The 23,485-nt window shown below is 69.0% G+C and carries 14 protein-coding genes; 10 read left to right on the plus strand and 4 right to left on the minus strand.

All coding sequences use genetic code 11. The features are described from left to right. Positions 1 to 168: 168 nt before the first annotated feature. The 3 genes from ACIHAO_RS40490 (at position 169) to ACIHAO_RS40500 (ending at position 4,796) form a co-directional block, all read left to right on the plus strand. Entirely contained in the window at positions 169 to 2,511 is a 2,343-nt protein-coding gene (locus tag ACIHAO_RS40490) for a polysaccharide lyase 8 family protein (RefSeq protein WP_396567225.1), read from the plus strand. A 269-nt stretch (positions 2,512 to 2,780) separates the two neighbouring features. Then, positions 2,781 to 3,929 carry an epoxide hydrolase family protein gene (locus ACIHAO_RS40495; protein ID WP_396567227.1) on the plus strand — a complete coding sequence of 383 codons (1,149 nt, stop codon included), beginning with the start codon at positions 2,781 to 2,783 and terminating at the stop codon, positions 3,927 to 3,929. A 69-nt stretch (positions 3,930 to 3,998) separates the two neighbouring features. Beyond that, positions 3,999 to 4,796 carry an alpha/beta fold hydrolase gene (locus ACIHAO_RS40500; protein ID WP_396567229.1) on the plus strand — a complete coding sequence of 266 codons (798 nt, stop codon included), beginning with the start codon at positions 3,999 to 4,001 and terminating at the stop codon, positions 4,794 to 4,796. Here ACIHAO_RS40500 and ACIHAO_RS40505 read toward each other — a convergent pair. Then, entirely contained in the window at positions 4,777 to 7,494 is a 2,718-nt protein-coding gene (locus ACIHAO_RS40505) for a BTAD domain-containing putative transcriptional regulator (RefSeq protein ID WP_396567230.1), read from the minus strand. The genes ACIHAO_RS40500 and ACIHAO_RS40505 overlap by 20 nt on opposite strands. Before the next feature lie 124 nt (positions 7,495 to 7,618). Here ACIHAO_RS40505 and ACIHAO_RS40510 point away from each other — a divergent pair, with 124 nt between their 5' ends. Beyond that, on the plus strand, positions 7,619 to 8,107 hold the full coding sequence (locus ACIHAO_RS40510; protein ID WP_396567232.1) for a hypothetical protein: 489 nt from the start codon (positions 7,619 to 7,621) through the stop codon (positions 8,105 to 8,107). A gap of 589 nt (positions 8,108 to 8,696) precedes the next feature. Here ACIHAO_RS40510 and ACIHAO_RS40515 read toward each other — a convergent pair. Next, on the minus strand, positions 8,697 to 9,509 hold the full coding sequence (locus ACIHAO_RS40515) for an SAM-dependent methyltransferase (protein WP_396567234.1): 813 nt from the start codon (positions 9,507 to 9,509) through the stop codon (positions 8,697 to 8,699). A 171-nt stretch (positions 9,510 to 9,680) separates the two neighbouring features. Here ACIHAO_RS40515 and ACIHAO_RS40520 point away from each other — a divergent pair, with 171 nt between their 5' ends. The 5 genes from ACIHAO_RS40520 to ACIHAO_RS40540 all read left to right on the plus strand — a co-directional run bounded on the left by ACIHAO_RS40520 (position 9,681) and on the right by ACIHAO_RS40540 (position 17,885). Next, positions 9,681 to 11,021: a cytochrome P450 gene (locus ACIHAO_RS40520; RefSeq protein ID WP_396567236.1), complete on the plus strand. Its 1,341-nt coding sequence runs from the start codon at positions 9,681 to 9,683 to the stop codon at positions 11,019 to 11,021. An 84-nt stretch (positions 11,022 to 11,105) separates the two neighbouring features. Then, positions 11,106 to 12,155, plus strand: coding sequence for an alpha/beta hydrolase (locus ACIHAO_RS40525; protein ID WP_396567238.1), 1,050 nt, complete (start codon positions 11,106 to 11,108; stop codon positions 12,153 to 12,155). A gap of 105 nt (positions 12,156 to 12,260) precedes the next feature. Next, positions 12,261 to 14,375: an EAL domain-containing protein gene (locus tag ACIHAO_RS40530; protein WP_396567240.1), complete on the plus strand. Its 2,115-nt coding sequence runs from the start codon at positions 12,261 to 12,263 to the stop codon at positions 14,373 to 14,375. Between the two features lie 166 nt (positions 14,376 to 14,541). After that, a complete protein-coding gene (locus tag ACIHAO_RS40535) occupies positions 14,542 to 16,131 on the plus strand; it encodes a substrate-binding and VWA domain-containing protein (protein ID WP_396567242.1) in 1,590 nt (529 codons plus the stop codon). A gap of 8 nt (positions 16,132 to 16,139) precedes the next feature. Beyond that, positions 16,140 to 17,885, plus strand: a complete 1,746-nt coding sequence (locus ACIHAO_RS40540; protein WP_396567244.1) for a hypothetical protein — start codon at positions 16,140 to 16,142, stop codon at positions 17,883 to 17,885. Here the strand turns inward: ACIHAO_RS40540 and ACIHAO_RS40545 are convergent. Next, complete coding sequence (locus ACIHAO_RS40545; RefSeq protein ID WP_396567246.1) at positions 17,879 to 18,583, minus strand: class I SAM-dependent methyltransferase; 705 nt, start codon at positions 18,581 to 18,583, stop codon at positions 17,879 to 17,881. The two genes, ACIHAO_RS40540 and ACIHAO_RS40545, sit on opposite strands and share 7 nt — an antisense overlap. Before the next feature lie 39 nt (positions 18,584 to 18,622). Between ACIHAO_RS40545 and ACIHAO_RS40550 the strand changes: the two genes are divergently transcribed. Continuing rightward, positions 18,623 to 22,561: an alpha-(1->3)-arabinofuranosyltransferase gene (locus ACIHAO_RS40550; RefSeq protein WP_396567248.1), complete on the plus strand. Its 3,939-nt coding sequence runs from the start codon at positions 18,623 to 18,625 to the stop codon at positions 22,559 to 22,561. On the opposite strand, the gene ACIHAO_RS40555 is transcribed toward ACIHAO_RS40550, so the two are convergent. Beyond that, positions 22,529 to 23,452, minus strand: a complete 924-nt coding sequence (locus ACIHAO_RS40555) for a hypothetical protein (protein ID WP_396567250.1) — start codon at positions 23,450 to 23,452, stop codon at positions 22,529 to 22,531. The two genes, ACIHAO_RS40550 and ACIHAO_RS40555, sit on opposite strands and share 33 nt — an antisense overlap. Between the last annotated feature and the right edge of the window lie 33 nt (positions 23,453 to 23,485).

The raw sequence follows: 23,485 nt of genomic DNA on the forward strand, positions 1-23,485 counted from the left end.
CCAACCTGTTCATGAACAACCCCCGGGCCCCCCCCCCCCCACCCACCCCCGCAACCCTTTCTCCGGTGGTGTGGGTTCGGCCCGGCCCCCCCCCCCCCACCACTCACGAGAAACACCACACGCCGCCGCCCTAGTTGCCGTCTTTTCGACCCTTTGGGAGGCACCGTCATGCCCGAATACGGTCACTTCGACAGGAGAACCGCTCTGCGCTCGGGTGCGGCAGTGGCCGCTTCGGTGGCGCTCACGACCGCTCTCGCGAGCCCTTCGTCAGCGCAGCCCGCGGCTCCGGGTACGTCCTCCATCGTCACCGGCTACCGCGAACTGCAAACCGGTATCGACCGGCCGTCGGCGGAACGCACCGCCGCGCTGGCGAACCTGGACCGGGTCGCGAAGGCCTACCACGACAGCATGACGGTCGGCGGCGGTCCACTGTGGAAGGACCTTCCGCTCGGCCCTGGCAGCGAGTTCACGACGTCGATGTACGCCAGGCTGCGGGCGATCGCGGTCGACTGGGGCACCCCGGGCGGCGCGCTGGCGGGTGATCCGGCCGTCCTCGCCCGGATCAAGGCGGCGCTGGAACTGCTGTACACCAGCGATCAGTACAGCGAGAAGACCACCGAGATCGGCAACTGGTACACCTACGAGATCGGCATCCCGCTCTACCTGCTGCACATTCTCGCGACGGTCGCCGACGAGCTGACCCAGGACGAACTCGCCAAGTACCTGAAGCCGGTGCTGAAGTTCTCCGGCAATCCGAATCTCCGCACGAACAACCCGAGTGTCGTCGAGACGGGCGCCAACCGCGCGGACAAGTCCACGATCTCCATCGTCTCCGGCGCGATGCTCGGCGACGTCGAACGGATCAAGCGAGGCGTCGGAGCGTTCACCGACGTGGAAGGCGGGGGAGCGGCGAGCGTCATCGCCAGGCTCCACCGCGCGTCGGGCGACGGCTTCCACACCGACGGCTCGTTCCTCCAGCACGATTCGGTGCCGTATCCCGGGCATTACGGGATCGTCCTGCTCACCGCCGTCGCGTCCGCCGTCCACGTCACCAAGGGCACGGAGTTCGCGCTGCCCGCCGACGTACGCGACGCGGCGTACGCGCTGGTCTCCGACACGTTCGCGCCGTTCGTCCACGCGGGCGCGCTGATGGAGTCCGTCCGCGGCCGGTTCCTTTCCCGGCAAGGGGAATCCGCGCACGACATCGGACATCAGCTCACCGGCGCGGTCGTCCTGCTGGCGCGGTCGGCGAGCGGGAAGCGCAAGGAAGAACTCGGTGGCCTCGCCGCGAAGTGGATCACCGAGGACACCTTCGCGCCGTATCTCCGGATCCCCGACCCCGAACGGTTCGCGCCGGGGCCGGACCTCGTCGGCATCCCCGGCATCGAATTCGCGCAGGAACTGCTGGCGACCGGGATCCGGCCGACGCGGACGGTCGCGGCGCATCGCGTGTTCGGCCAGCAGGACCGGATGGTGCACATCACCGAAGGCTGGTCGGCCTCTCTCGGCGTCGCCTCGACGCGGATCTCGCGCTACGAGTCGATCAACTCCATGAACCTGCACGGCTGGTACACCGGCGACGGTTCGCTGTACCTGTTCCTGCCCAAGGCCAAAGGGCATTTCACCGACGCCTACTGGCCGACGGTCGACCCGCTGTCGCTGCCGGGCACCACCACCAAGAGCGGGCCGCCCCCCAAACTGGAGCCGGTCCCGCTGACGAGCAAGGATCACTGCGGTGGCGTCCGATGGGACGCGCGGCACGGCGCGCACGCCCTCGACTTCGTCTCGCAAGACGGCACGCTGACCGCGAGAAAGTCGTGGTTCTTCACACCGGTGGGTGTGCTGTGCCTCGGCGCCGGGATCACCGACACGTCCGGTGAGCGGGTCCGCACCACGATCGAGAACCGGAACCTCGGCGAGAACGGCACCGGTGCCCTCCTTGCCGACGGCCGTCTCGTCGGCGGCTCGGAGTCCTTGCGGCGCAAGCGATGGCTGCACCTCGAGAAGGTCGGCGGGTACGTCCTGCTCGACGCCGCGGAGGTGAGCGCGCTGCGCGAGGACCGGACGGGGACCTGGCGCGACATCGACAAGGGGGCCAACACCAAGGGCACGACGGTGCCGTACACCCGGCGCTATCAGAAGCTCGTGATCGAACACGGGGCCAACCCTTCGAACGCGACCTACGCCTACGCCGTTCTGCCGACCGCGTCGGTGCTGGAGACGATCGCCTCGGCCTGGGTGTGGCGCGTGCGGTCCAACACCGCGACCGTGCAGGCCGTCCGGCTGTGGGACGCGACCCTGCTGGCGAACTTCTTCGCCGCCGGCTCGGTCGACGAGGTGTCGGTGTCCGGTCCGGCCTCGGTGGCGCTCGGCCGGACTCGCGACGGCTGGCGGCTGGCTGTTTCGGATCCGACACAGCGACAGGACGTCCTGCGGGTGACGGTGCGGCGCAAGACCTTCGAGGTGCCGGTGAAGGACTCGTTCGGCGCCACGCAGGTGGTTCGCGTTTAGGTGAGTGGGACTGGGTGACGTACCGGGACTGGGGTGAAGGGGACTTTCCCTGCTTCAGATGCGGGGAAAGTCGCCTTCGCTCCGGGGCTGGGAGCCGGTGTCGATGTCGCGAAAGCCACTTTCGCGACGCCAGAGGTCGCGAAAGTGGCTTTCGCGACACGCTTGGCGTGGCTGGTCGCTCCAGCGGCGTGAGTGAGACAAACGGTCAGAGCGATAGTGCGGGGCCATTTAGGTCATGTTCTGGCCTGAATGATCCCTACGGTCTTCTCATGACCGACATCGAGCAGTTCCGCATCGACATCCCGCAGTCCGAGCTGGACGACCTGGCCGACCGGCTGGCCCGCACCCGCTGGCCGTCGGCGCTGCCCGGTGCCGAGTGGAGCCGGGGCGTCCCGGTCGCCTACCTCAAGGACCTGGCCGAGTACTGGCGAGACGGCTACGACTGGCGCGCGTGGGAGAAGCAGCTCAACGAGTTTCCGCAGTACACCACCGAGATCGATGGTCAGCGGGTGCACTTCCTGCACGTCCGGTCGCCGGAACCGGACGCGATCCCGCTGATCATGACGCACAGCTGGCCGAATTCGATCGCCGAGTTCCTGCACGTCCTGGGGCCGCTCACCGACCCGCGAGCCCACGGTCTCGATCCTTCGCGCGCCTTCCACGTCGTCGCGCCGTCCCTGCCGGGCTTCGGCTTCTCGTCTTTCCCAGAACCGGCTGACGAGCGTCCGTGGGACATCGCGCGGGTGGCGCGGACGTGGGCCGAGCTGATGAGCCGCCTCGGCTACGAACGCTATGGCGCACATGGGAACGACGCGGGCGCGCTGGTGACGCCCTGCCTCGCGGTGCACGCGTCCGAGCACGTCATCGGCTCGCACATCACCTCCGGACTCGGTGTGCCGATGGGCGATCCGGCGGATTTCGAAGGGCTCACCGAACGGGACCAGGCCGACCTCGCGGGCCTGATGGAGCGCTTCGCGGGCGGCAGCGGGTATGCGCCGTACCTGACGAACAGGCCGCAGACGCTGAGCTTCGGCTTCCTCGATTCGCCGGTCGCGCAGCTGGCGTACCTGGTCGAGCGGTTCAAGGAGTTCGACGGCTGGCCCGAAGGCGTGGCGCCCGCGGAGCCGATCGACCGTGACCTGGTGCTCACCAACGCGACGCTGTACTGGCTGACCGGGACCGGCGGCACTTCGCTGTGGCCGTACTACGAGGGCGCGGCCGCGATGCCGATCGACCAGACGGTGGTGCCGACCGGCGTCTCGCACGGCGGGCCGTCCGCGCTGCGCAAGGTTGCCTCGCGTAAGAACGACGTCGTGCGCTGGGCGGATCACGAGAGCCCCAGCCATATGGTCGCGATGGCCGTCCCGGACGACGTGGTGACCGAGCTCCGGAAATTCTTCGGGAATCTCGCGAAGTGATGTCGAGCGGTGGTCGTCGGCTCCGACCCAGGGACGAAGCTAGAGTCAAGCGACCCTGTGGAGGACCTGATGACCACCTCGTTCGAGACCGTTACCTCGGCCGACGGCACCCCGATCGCCTTCGATCGCACCGGAGCGGGCACGCCGGTGATCCTGGCGGGCGGCGCGTTCAACGACCGCACGACCGTCGCCGGCCTCGCCGCGACGCTGGCCGCGGACTTCACCGTGATCGCCTACGACCGGCGAGGGCGGGGTGACAGCGGCGCGGGCGCGGTCTATTCGGTGGAGCGTGAGGTCGAAGACCTCGCCGCGCTGATCGAGCACGTGGGTGGTTCGGCGGCGGTCTTCGGGCACTCGTCGGGAGCCGTGCTCGGACTGGAGGCGGCCGCGAGAGGCGTCGCCATGACGAGTCTCGCCGTGTACGAACCGCCGTACGTCGTCGACGACAGCCGTCCGAAGCCCCCTGTCGACCTCTTCGACCGCGTCCGCGCCTTGATCGCCGACGGCGACCGCGACGGCGCGGCGGAACTCTTCCTGGTCGAGGGGACGGCCACGCCGGCGGCGGTCGTCAAGGGTATGCGGGACGACCCGTTCTGGGCGTGGTTCACCGGACTCGCCCACACACTGCCCTACGACCTCGCGCTGTGCGGTCCCGGCAACGTGCTGCCCGCCGGCAGGCTGGCCAAAATCTCGGTGCCCACGCTGGTGATGGACGGCGGGGAGAGCGACGCCTGGCTGCGGGCCGGCGCCCGCGCGGTCGCCGACACGGTCCCCGGCGCCCGGCACTCCACTGTGGAGGGACAGGACCACGGTGTCCTTCACCGGCCGGACACCCTGCGCGGCCTGCTCACCGAGTTCCTCGGGTGACGACCTTCATCGGCTCGGCGGGCAGGCCCATCGCGGCGTAGTGGTCCCGTGCGGCCCGGGTCTGCCCGAGCCCGGCCAACGCGCGGGCTTCCTGCAGCCGGTAGCCGATCCGCCTCGCCGTTTCGAGCGCGAGCCGATGCTGCCGGAGCCCCACCGGCGTCTCGCCGAGCGCGAGGCAGGCGGTGCCCAGGCTGTTGGCCGCCATGGCCAGCAGCAACGGATGGTTGAGCCGGGTGAGGATCGCGCACGCGCGTCCGGCCTGCTCGCGCGCGTCTGCGGGCCGGTGGGCGAGCAGCAAGGCGTCGGCGTGGTCGATCAGGCTCCACGCCTCGCCGAACAGGTAGCCGAGGTCCCGCGACGAGTCGATCGACCGCTCGACGACCTCGAACGCCTCCTCGAAGCGGCCGAGCCGGGCCAGCACCAGACCGAGCTGGGCCGAGCTCAGGATCGTGCCGCGGGCGTCTTCGCGCAGTGCCACCGACCGCCGGGCCGAGGCCAGCGCGTCGTCCAGGTTGCCGAGGACCTCGTGGGTGTTGCTGAGATTGGTCCAGAGCGTGGCGACGGCGTCGGTGGCGGCGTCCGCGACGGCCAGGCCGTCGCGATAGAACCGGATCGCTTCGGCGTAGCGGCCGAGCATGCCGTGCAGAGCGCCCGCTCTGGACAGGGCGAGTGCCTCGGCCGCACGGTCGCCGGAGGCGCGGACGACGTCCAGCCGTTCCATGGCGCAGCCCATGCCCTCGGTGAGCCGCCCGTTCTCCCAGAACGCCAGCGTGAGGCTCGCCAGGCTCAGCTGGATCGCCTGCGGGTCACCGAGCCGGCGGGCGGCGGCGAGCCCGGTCCGCGCCACGGCGAGCAGTTCGTCGAGGTGCCCGCTCTCCCGCAGGTGTTCCGTGGTGTCCTCGGCGATCCGCCAGGCGTACTCGTCGAGACCGGCGTCGAAGGCGTGCCGGGTCACCGCGACCAGGTTCGCCCGTTCCGTGCGGTACCAGCCGGAGCCGCCGCCGTCGCGGTAGTGATCGAGCAACCTGCCCATCGCCGGACCCGATTCCTCGTCGCGCGCGACGTTGCGGGCGTGCTCGGCGATCAGGTCATGGAACGCGTAGCGGCCCAGCACGGGTTGTCTGAGCAGATGGGCGTCGAGGAGATCTTCCAGCAGCCGCTCGGCCTCGTGTTCACCGACGCCGGCCAGTGCGGCCGCCGCGGGAACGCCGATGTCGGCACCGGGATTCCGCCCCAGCAAACGGAACATGCGTTGTTGCGCGGCATCGAGTTCCCGATAGGACAGAGCGAAGGCCGCGGTCACGTCACGTCCCGCGACGGTCAGCTCGGCCAGCCGGTCGTGCTCGGAACCCAGCCGTTCGGCCAGCGTCTCCACGGTCCACTGTGGACGATTCTGCAGCCGGGCCGCCGCGATCCGGATCGCCAGCGGCAGATTCCCGCACAACGCGGCCACCCCCGAGTCCGGCCGCCCGGACGCCGCCGCGAACAGGGCGCCCGCCTGTTCGTCCGGCAGCACTTCGAGACTGATCGACGCGGCGCCGTCGACGGCGGACAGGCGGCGTCTTCCGGTGACCAGGAGGCCGACCGTGGCGGAGCCGGGCAGGAGCGGCCGCAGCTGTTCGGCGCTCGCGGCGTTGTCGAGCACCACGAGCAGGGACCGGCCCGCCGTTCTGGTGCGCCACAGCTCCGCACGCCTGTCCACGCCGCCGGGCAGCCTGCTCGCCGGGACGTCCAGCTGCCCGAGCAGGGCTTCCAGCGCGGCCTCGGGCGGGAGCGGGTCGCGGGCGGGGGAATGGCCGTGCAGATCCACGAACAGTTGCCCGTCGGGGAAATCGGCGGCCAGTCTGTGCGCGGCGTGGACGGCGAACGAGGTCTTGCCGACTCCGGCCATCCCGTCGACGGCCACCGGGCGGCCCAGCCGGACGGCGTCGAACAGACGGCGGAGCTCCGCCTCCCTGCCGGTGAAATCCGGGACGTCGTAAGGGAGGGAGCAGCGTGTCTTGCCGTATTCCGGCTCGTCGCGGAGGATCCGCTCGTAGAGTTCGCGCAGCTTCGGACCGGGGTCGAGGCCGAGTTCCTCCACCAGCCGCGTCCGCGCCTGCCGGTAGACGTTCAGCGCGTCGGCCTGCCTGCCCTGCTGGTGCAGCGCGCGCATGAGCAGTCCGGCGAACGGTTCCCGGAGCGGGTGTTCGGCGACCAGCGCCGTCAGCTCCGCGACGGAGTCTTCCCCGGCGGAGATCTCCTCGTCGAGGCAACGCTCCACAACGGACAGACGACGTTCGTCGAGTTCGCCGGCCTCGCCGCGCAAAGCCATACTGTCCACACCGGACAGTGCCGGTCCGTGCCAGCACGCGAGCGCTTCGCGGAACTCGCCCCGTGAGACGTGCTCCTCGAACGTGCGCAGGTCGAAGACGCGCGGGCGCAGGACGAAGCCGGGCCCTTCGGCGGTCAGAACGTCTTCGGCGGCGCCCTCGGCGACGAGGGCTCGCTTCAACGCCGTGGTGAGGTTGCGGATCTGGCGGATGGCCGTGGCGGGCGGATCCTCGTCCCAGACGACGTCCACCAGGCGCGACACGGAGACGACGCGATCGGCACCGAGCAGCAGCGCGGCCAGGATCCGCTCCTGCCGCGAGCCCGCCAGCTTCAGCGCCCGCGTGCCGTTCCGGCACTGCACCGGCCCCAAGATCCGGAACTCCATCGCACCCCCTCCCGCGAGGTTAACCGGCCGCCCGCCCGCGCCGGTGCGGAAGTGATGCAGCTGTGATGCGCCGTCCGGAGAACCTGCGGGTGGACGAAGTACGGGACGTGATGAGGAGAACCCCATGCGCAAGCGGTATTACGCGGCGTTGGCCGGGCTGATCGTGGCCGCGGCGGGAATCGGTGTGCCCGCCGCGGCGGCGGCGAGCGACCAGCGGGCGGAGGCGGAACGGCAGTCCTGTCAGCGGGCGTTCGACCGCGCCGTCTGGGAGGACATGGACAGCTTCAACAAACGCGACGAGGCCCGCTACCGGGCGATCATCCACCAGAACATGGTGACCGTCGGGCGCCGGGGGCAGTTGTTCATCGGCTACGACGCCAACGTCGACCCGGTGGTCAACGAGCAGTTCAAGGTCCCGTACGAGTACAGCATGCCGTGGACGGTGACCCACACCGTCGTCGAGGACTGCAAGATGGGCTTCGCCATCCTCGACGCCTACTACAAGGTGCCGTCGCAGAACGTCAACCGGCACTACACGATCAGCCTGACGCTGGTACGCGAGCACGGCAAGTGGCAGGTCATCAAGGACACCGTGACCGACGTGCTGCCCTGAGGGGGGCGAGGGGAGCGATTCGGGGGTAGAGCGGCTGCGCGTGAAGGCCCCCTTCCCTCGGCTGAGCGAGGAAACTCGACCTTCACAAACTTCCTCAGGTCCGTGAAGGACTCCAGTCGGGCGCTCGCGTGAGTGGTCGCGGTGGTGGGGGATGTCGTGAAGGGTCCCCTTGAGACGTTGAAGGTCTCAAAGGTGCCCTTCACGACATGAGAGTTCGACGCCGGGCCGTCGGAAGCGCTGAAGGAGCCGCTCGCTCATCGTCGCGTCTCGTGAGTGGCGATTCGAGTTAGGGCCGACTGTGTTCTAGGTGCCTACGGCGGGTGGGTCGGGTTCGTAGGTCCGTGAGGGGCTCCTTCCCTACCCTGAGAGTAGGGAAGGGGCCCCTCACCTCACGCCGGGCCGGAACGCCACCGTGAGCCTTCACGCGCAGAACCCAGTACATGAAGGACCCCTTCCTTGCGCCTAGGTACAGGAAGGAGTCCTTCATGTACTTCAAACCCGGCATCACACAAGAAGCGCCGCAGGTCACGCAGTAGGTACCTAAGAGGAGGCTCGCCAGAACCCGAATCGCCACTGACGAGGCCGGCCCCTACGGTTTCCGGCCCACCCCGGCGTACGGCAGCGAGTTGATCTCCGGGTCCTCCGACATGTCGCCGGCGCCTTGCGGGTTCCACATCGCGCAGCCGACGACGCCGGGCTCGAGGACGTCGAAGCCCTCGAAGAAGGAAAGCACCTGGTCGTGGGTCCGGGGGATGGGGTCGTTCTGGGTGCTCTTGTACGCCTCGATGGCCTCGTCGAGGCCGCTGGAGTTCGCGTCGGCGGCGACGTGCGAGAGGGCGAGGAAGCTGCCGGGTGCCAGGCGCTCGCGGTAGCGGGCCAGAATCGCGTGCGGTTCCCACGAGTCCGGCACGAAATGCAGCAGCAGCAACATGAACAGGCCGATCGGCTGGTCGAGGTCCAGCAGTTCCCGGGTTTCCGGCGCGTCGAGGATGGCGTTGGTGTCGCGCAGGTCGGCCTGGATCGTCGCGCACCGGTCGTTGCCGCGCAGCAGCAGTCTGGCGTGGGCGACGGCGACCGATTCGCGGTCGACGTAGACCACCCGGCAGGACGGGTCGGCCTGCTGGACGATCTCGTGGAGGTTGCCGACGGTCGGGATGCCGGAGCCGATGTCGAGGAACTGCCGCACCCCCGCGTCCACCATGTGCAGCGCGGCGCGGCGCAGGAAGGCGCGGTTGAGCCGGGCGGCGTCGCGGATCCCCGGCATGATCTTCAGGATCTGTTCACCCAGGTCGCGGTCGGCCTGGAAGTTGTGGTCGCCGTCGAGCCAGTAGTCGTAGACCCGGGCGGGATTCGGCACGGCCGTGTCGACCTCCGGGGGTACCCAGCTCAGGTTCGATGTCACCGTCGTGGCCGCCGTTCGGTTGGGATCCGTTGGGGCACAGGAGTCTATCGGTCACGCGGGACCATGCTGCCATCGTCCGATCGTGTGGATGTGCGGCCGCGACACTCCGTCGGCGCCCCGGCGGTCCTAAGGTGACCGGGTTCAGCGCCCAGGCACCGGGAGACGAGCACGATGGAACCACGGGACGTCGCTGTCGCCCCAGGCCGGTGGCCGGTGCTCGGGCACACCGTGCCGATGCTCCGCGATCCGCTGAAACTGTTGACGTCACTGCGATCGCACGGCGACGTCGTCCGCCTCGACTTCGGCCCGATGCCGGTCTATCTGGTCACCACGCCGGAACTGGCCTGGCGGCTGCTCGCCGTCGACGCGGGGAAGTTCGACAAAGGCCTTGTGTTCGACAAGATGCGGCCGTTGTTCGGCGACGGGCTCGCGACTTCGAACGGCGCCTTCAACCAGCGGCAACGACGGATGATGCTGCCCGCTTTCCAGCGAAGCCGCATCGCGCTCTACGCCGAGACGACGATGACGAAGCTCGCTGTAGACCTTGCCGACACGTGGAAACCGGGCGAGGTGGTGGAATTCGACCGGCGGATGCAGGATCTCGCGCTGACCATCTCCGGGCGCACACTGTTCTCCACCGAACTCGGCGACGACGCGCTCACCGAAATCCAGCGGTCGATCCCGATCATGTTGAAGTACGTCATGGTCCGGGCCTTTTCGCCGAAGTTCGTGGAACGGCTGCCGATCGCGGCGAACCGCGAATTCGACGCGGCGGCCGCGCGGCTCCGGCGGGTCATCGGCGACGCCGTCCTCAAGGCGCGCGAGAAGGGCGGCGATCAGGGCGATCTGCTGTCGATGTTGTTGCTGGCCAAGGACGACGAGACCGGCGAGAAGATGACCGACCGGCAGGTGGAGGACGAGGTCATCACGATCCTCACCACCGGCGCCGAGACCACGGCCGTCGCGCTCGCGTGGTTCTTCCACGAGATCGGGGCGCGGCCGGACATCGCGCGCCGCTTCCACTCCGAGGTCGACGAGGTGCTGGCGGGCGGGCCCGCGCGATTCGAACACCTGCCGCGCCTGGTCTACACGCAGCGGATCATCAACGAGGTCGTCCGCCGCACCCCGCCGGTGATCCTCATGCGGCGGGCGCGGGAGGACGCCGAACTCGGCGGTGTGCGCATCCCCGCCGGTACCGAGGTCGCGGTCAGCCAGCACACGCTGCACCGCGATCCACGCTGGTTCCCCGAACCCGAACGGTTCGACCCGGATCGCTGGGAGCCCGAACGCGCCGCCGCGGTGCCCAAAGGCGCGTTCATCCCGTTCGGCGCCGGCGCGCGGCTGTGCCCCGGCCACCAGTTCGCCCCCACGGAGATCGCCTTGGTGGCGGCGACGATCGGCGCGCGGTGGCGGTTGGAACCGGTACCAGGGGTAAAGGTCTTCCCCAAGATCAAAGCGACGATGCAGCCGAACCGGTTACCGATGATCGCGCTGCCGCGAACACCGGCCTGACAGGCTGACGGTGAACGTTCGATCACCGGGTGTAGGGTTCGTGCTCCTTCCGAGCGTTCCGATTCCGGAGAGGGTTCTGTGAGAATGCCGCTCAAACTGGCCGCGGTGGTGGCCGCCTGCTGCGCGCTCCTCGGTGGTTTCCTGGTCGCCGCGCCCGCCGCGGCCGTCGAGATCCGCTGTTCCGACCTGGATCTGCCGGTCACCGGCCCGCTCGGCGGACCCGCGACGGTGCACGGCCGGTTCTGCCTGCCCGAAGGTCCGGCGCCCAAGGCGGTTCAGCTGCTGGTGCACGGCGGCACGTACAACAGCGCCTATTGGGACCTGCCCTACGACCCGGATCGCTACTCCTACCAGCGGGACATGGCCAAGCACGGCTACGCGACCTTCGCCGCGGATCAGCTCGGCTCGGGCGGGAGCAGCAAACCGTTCAGTCCGCCGCTCCTGCTGCCGGTGCTGGCGCGGTCGATGCACGAGGTGATCGGCCATCTGCGCGCGGGGCGGGTCGGCGGCACGCCGTTCGAGAAGGTCGTGATCGTCGGGCATTCGGTCGGTTCGGGCATCGTCGCGGCCGAGGCCTCGACGTATCAGGACGTGGACGGCGTGATCCTCACCGGTGTCACGCATCTGCCGTCGGTGCCCGCCTTGACCCTCGGCGTGGCTCTCGGTCTCCAGCCCGCCTTCGCGGACGACAAGCTCGGTTCGGTCGGCAGTGATCCGCTCTATTTCACGACCAGGCCGGGAGCACGTGCCGGCCTGTTCTACGCGACGGAAAACACCGATCCGCGGGTCATCGAGGCCGACGAGGCGACCAAGGATCAGGTCGCGGTCCTTGGAATGGGAACCGTCGCCGTGTTCGGCATCGTACTGCCCGCGACGAAAGCGATCAGGGTGCCGGTTTTCCAGGCGGTCGGGGAGAAGGACATCCTGTTCTGCGGCCTGTTCGCGCTCCGGGACTGTTCGAGCGCGGAGACGTTGCGTCCGGCGGAAGCGCCGTTCTATCGGCCGGAGGCCGAACTTTCCACGTATGTTCTGTCCGGTGCCGGACATTCGCTGGCATTGCACCGCAACGCGTCCCAGTATCGGGACGCCACCCGCGTTTGGCTGAGGGATAAGGTCGGTATTGCAGTATCGTAGGGTGACCACCCGATCAGGTGGCCGGTTAACAGTGAGTACGGACAGGGAATCGTGGAGGATGGTTCTTCACGACGGAATACGAAAACGACCCCAGGACCGGCGGACGTGACTTTCCCACTTCCGGACGGCGATGAGTTCTCCGTATCGCCGGACGCCACGAAGAGAACTTCATCTTCCGCATCGCCGAAGCGGAAGAACGCCGCGCCGACCCGCGCCACGCTGGCCCGCAAGTGGGCCTACCTGGTCACCGGTACGGCGTATCTTCCGTATACCCACGCCCAGATCGAAGAGCATTTCGCCGCTCTCCTGGACGAGATCTTCGCGGCGGTGCTGAGTGAAGACGCCGAGCCCGCGCAGGCCGCCGAGGCCGGCGCGCGGCTCGTCGCGCTCAGGTGCGTCGGACCGGACAGCCTCCGTCGCACGATGGACGTACTCGGTAAGGGTCTCCTGCACGAGCCGGAGTTGCGGAGCGTGAAGTCGCTCCCCGAACGGGTGCTTCAGGTGCTCGGCGCGCTCGCGTCCGGTTACGGCGAGGCGTTGCGCGAAAGCATCCAGACACAGCAAGAGGATCTGAGTCGTACGTTGGTCACGATCGAACGCGAGACCCGTCGCGAACTGGTGCTCACGCAGGCGCGTTTCGAGCAGCTGTTCACCGGTTCGGCCACCGGGGTCGCCGTCACCAGGGTGGACGGCCGCGTCCAGCGGGTGAACCCGGCGTTCGCCGAAATGCTGAACCGGCCCGTCGCGGATCTGACCGGGCTCAACCTCTACGACCTGGTCCATCCGGAAGACGCCGAGGGCCTGCGCGAGGGGTACCGGAAGCTGCTCGAAGGCGAGAGCCAGCGGCTCGAGCTGTCTCGAAGACTCGTGGCCGACGAGGAAGAATCGACGTGGGCGGCCTTCACCGGCGCGGTGATCCGCGACCCGGCGGGTGAGGCCCAGCAGTTGATCACGCTCGTCGACGGCGACACCGACGTTTCGCTGTTGCAGCGGCAGCTGAGCCGTCAGGCCCTGCACGATCCGTTGACCGGCCTGCCGAACAGGCAGTGCTTCGGAACCCGGCTGGAACGGGCGCTGCGGCACGCCGACCCGTCGTTCGGCGTCACGGTCTATCACCTCGACCTCGACGGATTCTCCCTGATCGCCGGCGGGCTCGGCCAGAAACAGAGCGACGACCTGTTGAAGAACGTCGCCGCGAAGCTGCGCGCCGTCGTCGGCGGCGAGGACGCGCTCATCGCCAGGATCGGCGGTGACGAGTTCGGCATCCTCATCCAGAACACCGCGACCAGCCCGGACGTCGCCACCGTGATCGGCATGATCAACCAGGAGCTGTCCGAACCGGTGTACCTCGAAGGCGGCAGCGGGGTCGCGGTTTCGGCCTGTGTCGGGGTGGTGCACCGGCCGCCGAGGGACATCGCGCCGAACGAACTGCTGCGCGTCTCCGACATGACACTGCGCCGGGCGCAGGCCAACGGCTACCGGCAATGGGCGCTGTCCGACTCCGTCCTCGACACCAGGGAGCGGCACGAGTTCGGCTTGGCCGTCTCCATGGCGGGCGCCTGGGAGACCGGCGAGGTCGAAGTACATTTTCGGCCGCTGACCTGGCTGGCGGACAGCAGGCCCGCGGGGATCGAGGCGAGACTCACCTGGAACCATCCGCGCCACGGCCGGATCGGTCACGACACCTGCGTCCGCTTCGCCAACGACACCGGTCTCATCGTGCCGCTGGGCGAATGGCTCATCCGCACGGCTTGCGAGGAGTCGGACGACCGGCTCCCGATGGTGGTGAGCCTGACGTCGAACCAGGCCGCGGATCCCGATCTCGTCGGATCGGTGCGGAGTGTGCTCGCCACGACCGGTCTCGGGCCGTCACGGCTGCGGCTGGGCTTTCCCGCCGGTGCCGTGCTCGCCGAACTCGGGGAGACCGTCGACAACCTCCACCTCCTCGCCGAGATCGGGGTCGACGCGGAACTGCAGGACTTCGGAGCGGCCGGTGACATCGTCTGTCTCGTGGACGTGCCCGTGAAGACGGTCCGGATCGCACCCCGGCTGGCGGAGCGGCGGACGGAGCCACTGGCGGAACGGTCGCTGCGGAACCTCATCGAGACCGCGGCCATGGCGGGCGCGACGGTGATCGCGGACGGCATCGATTCGACCGGGGACGCCGGCTGGTGGCAGTCGGCCGGTGCCCACATCGGAGCGGGACGGTACTTCGGTTAGGCCAAGGCTCATCTCGCGTGACCAGACGGACGACACGTGTGCCGTCCGTCTGGACACGACTTCGGTTAGGCCGTTTGCCGCACCGGGAGGCGCTAAGTTACCCGAGGGTTGACGTTCGCGGGCGGATTGGGCAACATCCCAGGTCCTCACCCCGCACCTCGGAGGCATGCACATGCAGGTAGGTCCGAGGCGTGGCGGGCGTTTCACCGCGCCCGTCGTCGTCTTGAGCCTCTTGCTGGTGATCGCGCTCGGCGCCTGGTGGGGCGTGGATTACCTGCGGGCCCGGTTGGCGGGCAACGGTTGTGACGCGTTGACGCCGGTCGAGATCACCGCCGCCCCCGACGTGGCGCCCGTGCTCACACGGCTCGCGCAGACCGTGCCGCAGGAGGAATGCTTCAGTGTCAACGTGACCGCGAGCGAGTCGGCCGCGACCGCCGACCTGCTCGGGACCACCACCTCCGGCGGGCCCGACGTCTGGATCCCCGAGTCGAGCACGATGTTGTCGCAGGCCAGGGACGCCGGTGCGTGGAACCTGCCGGAATCCGGTCAGTCGGTGGCGAACTCGCCGGTGGTGCTGGGACTTCCCGACGAAACGGCGCGGCGGTTCGGCTGGCCGGGGAGAGCTCCTCACTGGAAGGAGATCCTCGACGGCTCACCGGTCGGTTTCCCCGACCCGGCACGCGATCCGCTGGGCGTCGGCACCTTGCTCGCCCTCCGGAAGCTGACCGAGAAGGAGCCCGATCCGGCCGCGGCCCTCACCGCCGTCATGCGGAAACTGAATCCCGTCCCCGGCCAGGCCCCGGCCGCCTTCCCCGCCACCGAACAATCCGCGCTCGCGCGGAATCTGGTGGCGGCGTATCCGGGTGTCCCGGTGCAGGGGTTCGACTACCCGTATGTCGTGTTGCCCAAGGCGTCCGAAGCGTCGAGGAGCGCGGCGGAACGCTTTTTGCGGCTGTTGCTCGATCCGCTCGCCGGTGGCATCTTCGCCGACGCGGGATTCCGTGCGCCCACCGGACAGTTCGCCGTGCCGCGGGCGCGGGACAGCCGGACCGATCCGGCGCCGCAGCCGGCGGGTGCCCCGCCCGCGGCCGAACTGTATGCCGTACTGCAGGCCTGGGCGGGGACGAACCTGAGCGCCCGCGTCCAGGTGCTGCTCGACGTCTCCGGTTCGATGGCCGCCGCCGTGCCGGGCACCGGGAAGAGCCGGATGGATCTCACGCTGCAGGCCGCGACGCAGGGACTCGGACTGTTCAAACCCACCACGGAACTGGGTTTGTGGCTGTTCTCGACCAAATTGGACGGTGACAAGGACCATCGCGTCCTGCTGCCGATGAAGACGATCGCCGAACAGAAGAGTTCGGGCGGTGTCGGGCAGTTGCAGGCCGTGCGGCCGAAAGCCGGTGGGGCGACCGGGCTCTACGATTCGATCCTCGCCGCGTACCAGAACGCCAGGCAGAACTGGAAACCCGGCCGGATCAACCTGGTCGTCGTCCTCACCGACGGGCGCAACGAAGACAGCGAGACGATCGGGCTGCCGCGGTTGCTGGAAGAACTGGGTGAACTCCAGGACCCGCGGAAACCGTTGCCGGTCATCGGAATCGGTATCGGGCCGGACATCGACGCGTCCGAACTACGCCAGGTTTCCGGCGCCACCGGCGGCGATTCGTTCACCACCCCCGATCCGCGGAAGATCTCGGACGTCTTCTACCAGGCGCTGAGCAAGATCATGTGCCAGCCGCCGATCTGCAAGAATTGAGGCAGGACTTGCACGTCCGGGGGAAGAGACCTTCGCCGGTCACGCTCGCCGCGTTCGTCGCGGGTGTGGTCCCGTTCTTCCTGCACGCGTGGGCCGCGCTGCGCGGCAGCCTCGCGCAGGACGACTTCGTGATCACCTACCACGCCGCGAAGTCGGGCCCGTTCGACTTCGGCTATTTCTTCCAGGACTACCACGGCCACCTCGCGCCGGGCGGATTCCTGCTCGCCGACGTGCTGACCGCGTGGGCGCCGCTGAACTTCGCCGTGCTGATGGCGCCGGTCCTGCTGATGCAGGCGGTGGCCTCGGTACTGCTGTGGGCGGTGCTGGTGCGCTGTTTCGGCCGCCGGTGGGGGATTCTCGTCCCGTTCGCGATGTTCACGACGTCGACCCTGCTGCTCGTCCCGACGTTGTGGTGGGCGTATGCGATCCAGATCGCGCCCGTGCTGCTGGCCACCACCGCCGCGCTGCACGCGCACGTGCGCTACCTCGCCGACGGCGGGCGCTGGGCGATCGCCACCGTGGCCTGGACCGTCTTCGGGCTGGCCTTCTACGAAAAGGCGGTGTTCATCCCGGTACTGATCGCCGGGATCACCGTGCTGCTCGGGATTTCCCTGCGCCGTCATGTCGTGCTCATGGGAGTTTTCGTCGTCGTCCTCGCGAGCTATGCCGCCGCCTTCCTGGCGTTGACCACGAGTCAGGTCGGGCAGGGTGGTGGTCCGGTCACCGTCGGCACGGTCGCGGACATGACGGGCCGGATGCTCGGCGACACCCTGGTGCCGGGGATGGCGGGCGGACCCTGGTCCGGACCGGGGCCTGGTGCGACGTTCGCCGCTTCTCCTGTGGTGGTGAGGATTCTGCTCCTGCTCGTGGCCGTCGGGGTACTGTTCGCCGGGGTGCGAGTGGGCGGGCTCCGGGCCCGGAAGGCGTGGATCCTGCTGGGCCTGGTGTTCGTCGCGGACATCGGGCTTTCGGCGGCCACCCGGCTCACCGAGGTCGGCCCGGAACTGGGCAGTGATCCCCGCTACGTCGCCGATCTCGCGCTCGTCGTCGTGCTCTGTCTCGCTTTCGCCTACCTGGAACCGAAACCGTTCGACCGGCCCGCGGACGCCGAGCCGTCCACGGCGAAACGGCCGCTGGCCCTGGCGTTGTGCCTCGCACTGATCGCGAGTTCCGCCGTGGGGTTCTCCCGGCTGGCGCCCGGACTGCGGTTCGAACACTCCCGCGAATACCTCGCCAACGCGCGGGCCTCGATCGAACGGGATCCCGATCTCGTCCTGTACGACACGCTGGTGCCGAACGACATCCTGCACGGCTGGTTCGGCGAGAACGCCCGCACTTCCCGGGTGGCGGGCCTGCTCCCCGGCGCCCTGTTCGACCAGCCGACGAGCCGCATGTCCCTTTTGGACGATACCGGCACCGCGAGGACGATCGTCGGCGTGGAACCGGTTTCCCGCGGCCTGCCCGGCCCGGTGGCGGGCTGCGGCTACACCGTCGGCGAGCACCTGGTCCGGGTTCCGCTGGACACGCCCGTTCTCGGCCGCCACCTGCTGCGGATCGACTATTTCACCTCGGACGGCGGTGAAGGTTTCGTCGACCGCGACGGGGTGCGCGTGCCGGTCTGGTTCCAGCCCGGCCTGCACACGATGTACCTGCCGATCGAGGGCCTGTTCGACAAGATCGGCTTTCAGTTGTCCGCCAATGGTGCTCCCGTCTGTCTCGCGAAGGTCGACGTCGGCAGGCCGCTCACTCAGTAAGGGTCGTACGGGCTGTCGTGGCCGAAGATCTTCGCCACGGGCGACAACCGCAGCCGCAGCAGGATCTTGATCCCGACGTTGCGGATGAACCACGGCAACTGGGCGATCACGCGCAGCCTGTCCTTCGCCGACGGCGGGGCGAGCCGGAACCGGGCCATCGAGGTCGCGCGGTCGAGGTAGGTGTAGCGCCGTCCGAAGAGGACTTTCGCGATCGTGCCCAAGGTGACGCCGATCGACGAAAAGCAGTCGTGGACCAGGATTTCCCCACCAGTAGCCAGGTTCTCCGACCAGCGAAGGTCGTCGGTGTAGGTCCAGTAGTCGTGTTTGCCGTCGATGTAGAGCAACTGGATCGGGCGGTCCCAGCGCGGCCGGAGCTTCGTGCTGTACTCCGCCACGAGTTCCACGACGTCTTCGACGCCCGCCATTCTCAGGTTGGCCTCGAACCGTTGGCGGGTCGGCGATCCGCCGAACAGGCGGCCGTCGACGAACGGGTCGACGGCGACCACCCGCGCGCCGACCGTGCGGGCGGCACTGGCGAGCACGATCGTCGAACGACCCTGGTGGCTGCCGATTTCGACGATGAGGTCGCTCTTGTCCAGGCGGCACGCCGCGGTCCACAAGGCAAGACCCTGCTCCCGCGTCATCCAGCCCTTGACGGGTTCGGCGAGCGACCACGCTTCTTCGAAACCGTCTGTCATAGGCGCATAGTAGCCACGTTTCCGCCTAGTATCTACCGGATGGTAACCCCCGGGGCGCTTGTGAAACGGCCTAGCACGTGGATCGTGCTGGCGCTCACCGTGCTGTCCTTTGTGCAGCGTCCCGGCAGGACGACCTTCGACACGAAACTCGACCTCGCGGTGGATCCGCTCGCCTTCCTCGGCCGGGCACTGCACCTGTGGAATCCCCAGGCGACGGCGGGGGAGTTGCAGAACCAGGCGTACGGCTACCTGTTCCCGATGGGGCCGTTCTTCGCACTGTGCCAAGCCGTCGGGGTACCGGTGTGGATCGCGCAACGGCTGTGGTGCGCGATCCTGCTCTCGGTCGCGTTCGGTGGTGCGCTGCTGGTGGCCCGCGCGCTGAGAATAGGGAACGAACGGACTCGGCTGATCGGAGCAGTCGGTTACGCCCTCGCGCCGAGGATGGTCACCGAAATCGGTTCGCTGTCCTCGGAGATGCTGCCCGCCGTCCTGCTGCCGTGGGTGCTGCTGCCGCTGATCCTCGCCGACCGCGTCGGCTCGCCACGTCGCGCCGCCGGGTTGTCGGCGCTCGCCGTGCTGTGCATGGGCGGGATCAACGGCGCGATGGTGGTGATGGCGCTCGTACTGCCCGGGTTGTGGCTGCTGACCAGGAAATGGCGGAGTACGCACGTCGAACTCGTCATCTGGTGGTTCGTCTTCGTCGCCGGCGTGATGCTGTGGTGGATCCTGCCGCTGGTCCTGCTCGGCCAGTACAGCCTGCCGTTCCTCGACTACATCGAATCCGCGACGAACACCACGGCGCCGATGTCGCTGTTCGAGGTGCTGCGCGGCACGAACCAGTGGGTCGCCTATGTCGTGCAGGGCACGCCGTGGTGGCCGGCGGGCTGGGCCCTGATCGACAATCCCGTGCTGATGGCGGCGACCGGGCTGGTGGCCGCGGTCGGGCTGTTCGGCCTCGCGCGGCGTGGCCTGCCCGAGCGGCGGTTCCTGGTGCTCGGCGTCTTGACCGGGCTGACGCTGCTGACCGTCGGCTATGTCGGGACGCTCGACAGCCCGCTGGCGGAACCCGTCCGGCAGCTGCTCGACGGCCCGCTCGCGCCACTGCGGAACGTGCACAAGTTCGAGCCGGTGCTGCGGCTGCCGTTGATGCTGGCCTTCGTCCACGGCATCACGAGCGCCGCACCCGCGTTGCGGCGCAATCTGCGGCCCGCGCTGGGCGCCCTGCTGGTCGTGGCGATGGCCGCGCCGGTGTGGTTGCTGACGTTGCGGCCGGGGCCGGGCTGGGACGAGGTGCCGGGATATTGGTACGAGGCGATGGGCCACGTCGCCAAGACCGACGCGACGGCGCGTACTTTGCTGCTGCCCGCGACCGGCTTCGGCGAGTACGACTGGGGCCGCACAGTGGACGAACCGGCGCAGGCCATCGCGGACAGTCCGTGGGCCGTGCGCAACCAGGTCCCGTTGGGCTCGGAGGGCAACACCCGCCTGATGGACTCGATCGACGCGGCCTTGGCGGACGGCAGAGGGGAGCCCGGGCTCGCCGCTCTGCTCGCGCGGTCGGGCTACCGGTTCCTGGTGCTGCGCGGCGACATCGATCGGGCCAAGGTCGGCGCGCCCGATTTCACGACGTTGCGCGCCGGGCTGGCGGGATCGCCCGGGATCGAGAAGTCGGCCCAGTTCGGTCCGCTGGAGATCTTCGAGGTGAAACGGCCGGTTCCGCTCGTCACCGCGACGTCCGCGAAGGACGTCCCGACGGTGAGCGGTGGCCCGGAGAACCTGCTGCCGTTGATGAACTCCGGGCAGCTCGATCCCGGCACGCCGACGGTGCTGACCGGGGACGGCGGCTCGCCGGCCGGGCCGCGGCTGGTCACCGACGGGCTGCGCCGCGCCGAACGCAACGTCGGCGGAGTGCGGGACAACCTGAGCCAGACGCTGACCGCCGGGGAATCGCCGCGACAGCAACGAGCCGCGCTCGACGTCCTGCCGTTCCCCGGCGAGCAGCACCAGACCGTGGCCGCGTACCGGGGGATCCGCTCGGTGAACGCGTCGACTGCGGCGTCGTTCGCGGACGCGTTCGGCGGCTCGGATCCGAGCCATCAGCCGTTCGCCGCGTTGGACGGGGACCCCCGCACCGCTTGGCATTCGTCGAGCTTCACCGGCCCGATCGGCCAATGGCTCGAAGTCGAACTGGACACCCCGAGGCTGGTGAACACCGTCGATCTCGCGATGGTCGACGACATCCGCGTCGGCTGGCCCGCCACCCGGATCCGGATCACCACGGACAACGGTTCCGTCGATCACCAGGTCGTCCGGGGTGAGGGGGCGCATTCCTATCCGGCGCCGCCGGGGGTGACGCGCAAGGTGCGGATCACGTTGCTGTCGCTCGTGGTCGGCAGGCAGGACGGCAACGTCGGGATCTCGGAGCTGAAGATCCCCGACGTCGACCCGCAACGCGCGCTCGAAGTCCCCGCGGACCTGCCCGCCGGTGCGGCGCCGGGCTTCGCGTTCACGCGGGGTCAGCAGCCGAGGTACGCGTGTGTGCCGGACGGCGAGCACGTCCGCTGTGACGCCAACGCGGCTCGCGACGGTGAAGAACCGGACGGGATCCGGCGGCTGTTCTCCACGACGTCGCAGAATGCTTACGAATTCGGCGGCACCGTGCTGCCCGCCGGCGGTGGCCGGGTGCCAGTGGCCTTGCCAGGTGTGCGGGTGTCGGCGACGTCGCAACTGGGCGGGGATCCGTCGGCGAGCGCGTTCGCCGCGGTGGACGGGAATCCGGCGACTACGTGGCTGCCCGACATCACCGACCTGCGGCCGACATTGACTCTGGAGTGGGAGAAACCCCAGACCATCTCCGGTATCCGCGTCGCCGCCGACCCCCGCGCGCCCGCGCGGCTGGAGCTGACGACGCCGACGTCGAGCCGTTCCGTCGAACTCGACGCATCCGGCGCGGCGACGTTCCCGCCGCTGGAGACGTCGCAGCTGAAGATCGCGTTCGCCGGTCTCGACGACGACCAGCGGACCCGGAATTCGCTGGGCATCGGGAGTCTGTCCCTGACCGGTGCCGAACTTCCCGCTCCGGAATCGGAATTCACGGTGCCCTGCGGATCGGGCCCGAACGTCCACCTGAACGGCTTCGACTACGACACGTCCGTCCGCGGCACCCTCGCCGACTACCTCGCGCACCGGCCGCTGACCCTGTCCGCGTGCCCGGATTCGGCGGGTGGCGTCGACCTGGCGGCGGGCGGACACGAACTGCGTACCGACCGGTCCGAGTCCTTTGTGGTCCAGGACCTGTGGCTCAAACCCGCCGGGCAGGCTGTTCCGCCCGCCGCGCATCGCGCCGTCACCGTGGACTCCTGGGACGCGACGTCCCGGACGGTCACCGTGGCGGGCGGCGACGAGTCCATTTTGGCCGTTCCGGAAAACGCCAACGCGGGCTGGACCGCGTCACTGAACGGGACCCCGCTGGTGAAGACGCGCGTCGACGGCTGGCAGCAGGCGTGGATCCTGCCCGCGGGCTCGGGCGGTGTCGTCCGACTCGAGTTCACGCCGGACTGGAAATACCGCTCCGGCCTGCTCATCGGCGCGATCGCGATCCTGGCCGTACTGATCGGCGTGCTGTGGCCGGTCCGACGGCGCCGCGTCTCCGTCGAGGCGGGTTCCGGTGTCGTCGTCCCCGTGGTCCTCATCGGACTGCTGGCCGTCCTCGGCGGAATGCTGCCGATCGTCCTGCTGATCGCCGTCCTGCTGGCCCGCCAGTTCAGCGAACGCGCGCCGCGGTACCTCGCTTTCGGCGGGATGGCCGTGGGAACACTCGTCGCGGTGGTGGGGCGGCTGCTGGGGCACGGGCAGGAGTGGGCCTACGGTCCGGTGACGCAGGCTTCGCTGCTGCTGGCGGCGGCGGCGATGGTGGCGATGTGTGTGCCCTGGTTCGCGGGACCGTCACCGGACGCGGACGTCCGGACGGAGTCGTAGCCGCGCGCTGTCCAGCGCCGCCCGGAGTTCGGCCGCGACCTCGGCGGGCTCGGAACGCAGGCGTGACGGCAGAGTCTGGAGCACCACGATCCCGGCCGCGGCATAGCGGGCGTTGCGGGCGAGTGTGTCACGGAACCCGTCGGTTCCCGCGTGGTAACCGAGGGAATCGATTTCCCAGGCGAAGCCCAGCTCGTCACACCAGCCGTCCGGCCGCGCGATGTAGACGCCGTTCGCGTCGAAGATCTTGACGTTCCAGCGGCACTCTGGCAGATCGGACCTCTGCCAGAGGTTCCAGGCGTCGGCCTCGGCGACCGAACGGGCGCCACCCAGGATCGGCAGGAGCGTGTTCCGCAACGACTCCATGCCTGTCCGGCGGCCTTCCTCGAGTTCGTCGGAAAGTGCCCTTGGCAAACAGAAGCCTCGCTGTACCGATTCGGCCATCATCGCGGTGACCGTGTCCTTGTCCCGTGTCCTTCGCGCCGCGTCGATCACCGCGCGTGGCACCGGAGCGGTCGGGATGCCGGACCGTGCTCTTGGTTTCGGCAGTCGGCGTGACCGTTCGATGTGGACGAACCCGCTGTCGGCGACCGAGCGCTCCGAGGGGACGAGCACGTGGACCTCGGTGGTGTCCGGGAGATTGCGCAAGCCGTATCGCTCCAGGGCGCGGACACCGGTCAGGATCGAATCGTCACCGGCATGCAGAAGGGCGGCGAGGATCTTCTGTTCGTCCGCCGGCTCGCCGTTCTGGAGCAGTACGACGCCGGGCAGCAGCATCCGCCAGGCCCCACCGGGCTCGCAACGTCGCGAGATCGTCCGGCGTGGCATGCCGATGGCTGGGAGCTGTTTCGCCGTGACCACTGTCGAACCGCCGGTGATCAAAGGGTGGCGCACCCAGTCTCCTCTTCGCACCGGAACAGCTTGGAG

It is taken from the genome of Amycolatopsis sp. NPDC052450 (genome assembly GCF_044547565.1).
Lineage (GTDB): Bacteria > Actinomycetota > Actinomycetes > Mycobacteriales > Pseudonocardiaceae > Amycolatopsis.

Coding starts and splice junctions, on each gene's coding strand:
- ACIHAO_RS40490 (WP_396567225.1), top strand. CDS start 169: ATGCCCGAATACGGTCACTTCGACAGGAGAACCGCTCTGCGCTCGGGT.
- ACIHAO_RS40495 (WP_396567227.1), top strand. CDS start 2,781: ATGACCGACATCGAGCAGTTCCGCATCGACATCCCGCAGTCCGAGCTG.
- ACIHAO_RS40500 (WP_396567229.1), top strand. CDS start 3,999: ATGACCACCTCGTTCGAGACCGTTACCTCGGCCGACGGCACCCCGATC.
- ACIHAO_RS40505 (WP_396567230.1), bottom strand. CDS start 7,494: ATGGAGTTCCGGATCTTGGGGCCGGTGCAGTGCCGGAACGGCACGCGG.
- ACIHAO_RS40510 (WP_396567232.1), top strand. CDS start 7,619: ATGCGCAAGCGGTATTACGCGGCGTTGGCCGGGCTGATCGTGGCCGCG.
- ACIHAO_RS40520 (WP_396567236.1), top strand. CDS start 9,681: ATGGAACCACGGGACGTCGCTGTCGCCCCAGGCCGGTGGCCGGTGCTC.
- ACIHAO_RS40525 (WP_396567238.1), top strand. CDS start 11,106: ATGCCGCTCAAACTGGCCGCGGTGGTGGCCGCCTGCTGCGCGCTCCTC.
- ACIHAO_RS40535 (WP_396567242.1), top strand. CDS start 14,542: ATGCACATGCAGGTAGGTCCGAGGCGTGGCGGGCGTTTCACCGCGCCC.
- ACIHAO_RS40545 (WP_396567246.1), bottom strand. CDS start 18,583: ATGACAGACGGTTTCGAAGAAGCGTGGTCGCTCGCCGAACCCGTCAAG.
- ACIHAO_RS40550 (WP_396567248.1), top strand. CDS start 18,623: ATGGTAACCCCCGGGGCGCTTGTGAAACGGCCTAGCACGTGGATCGTG.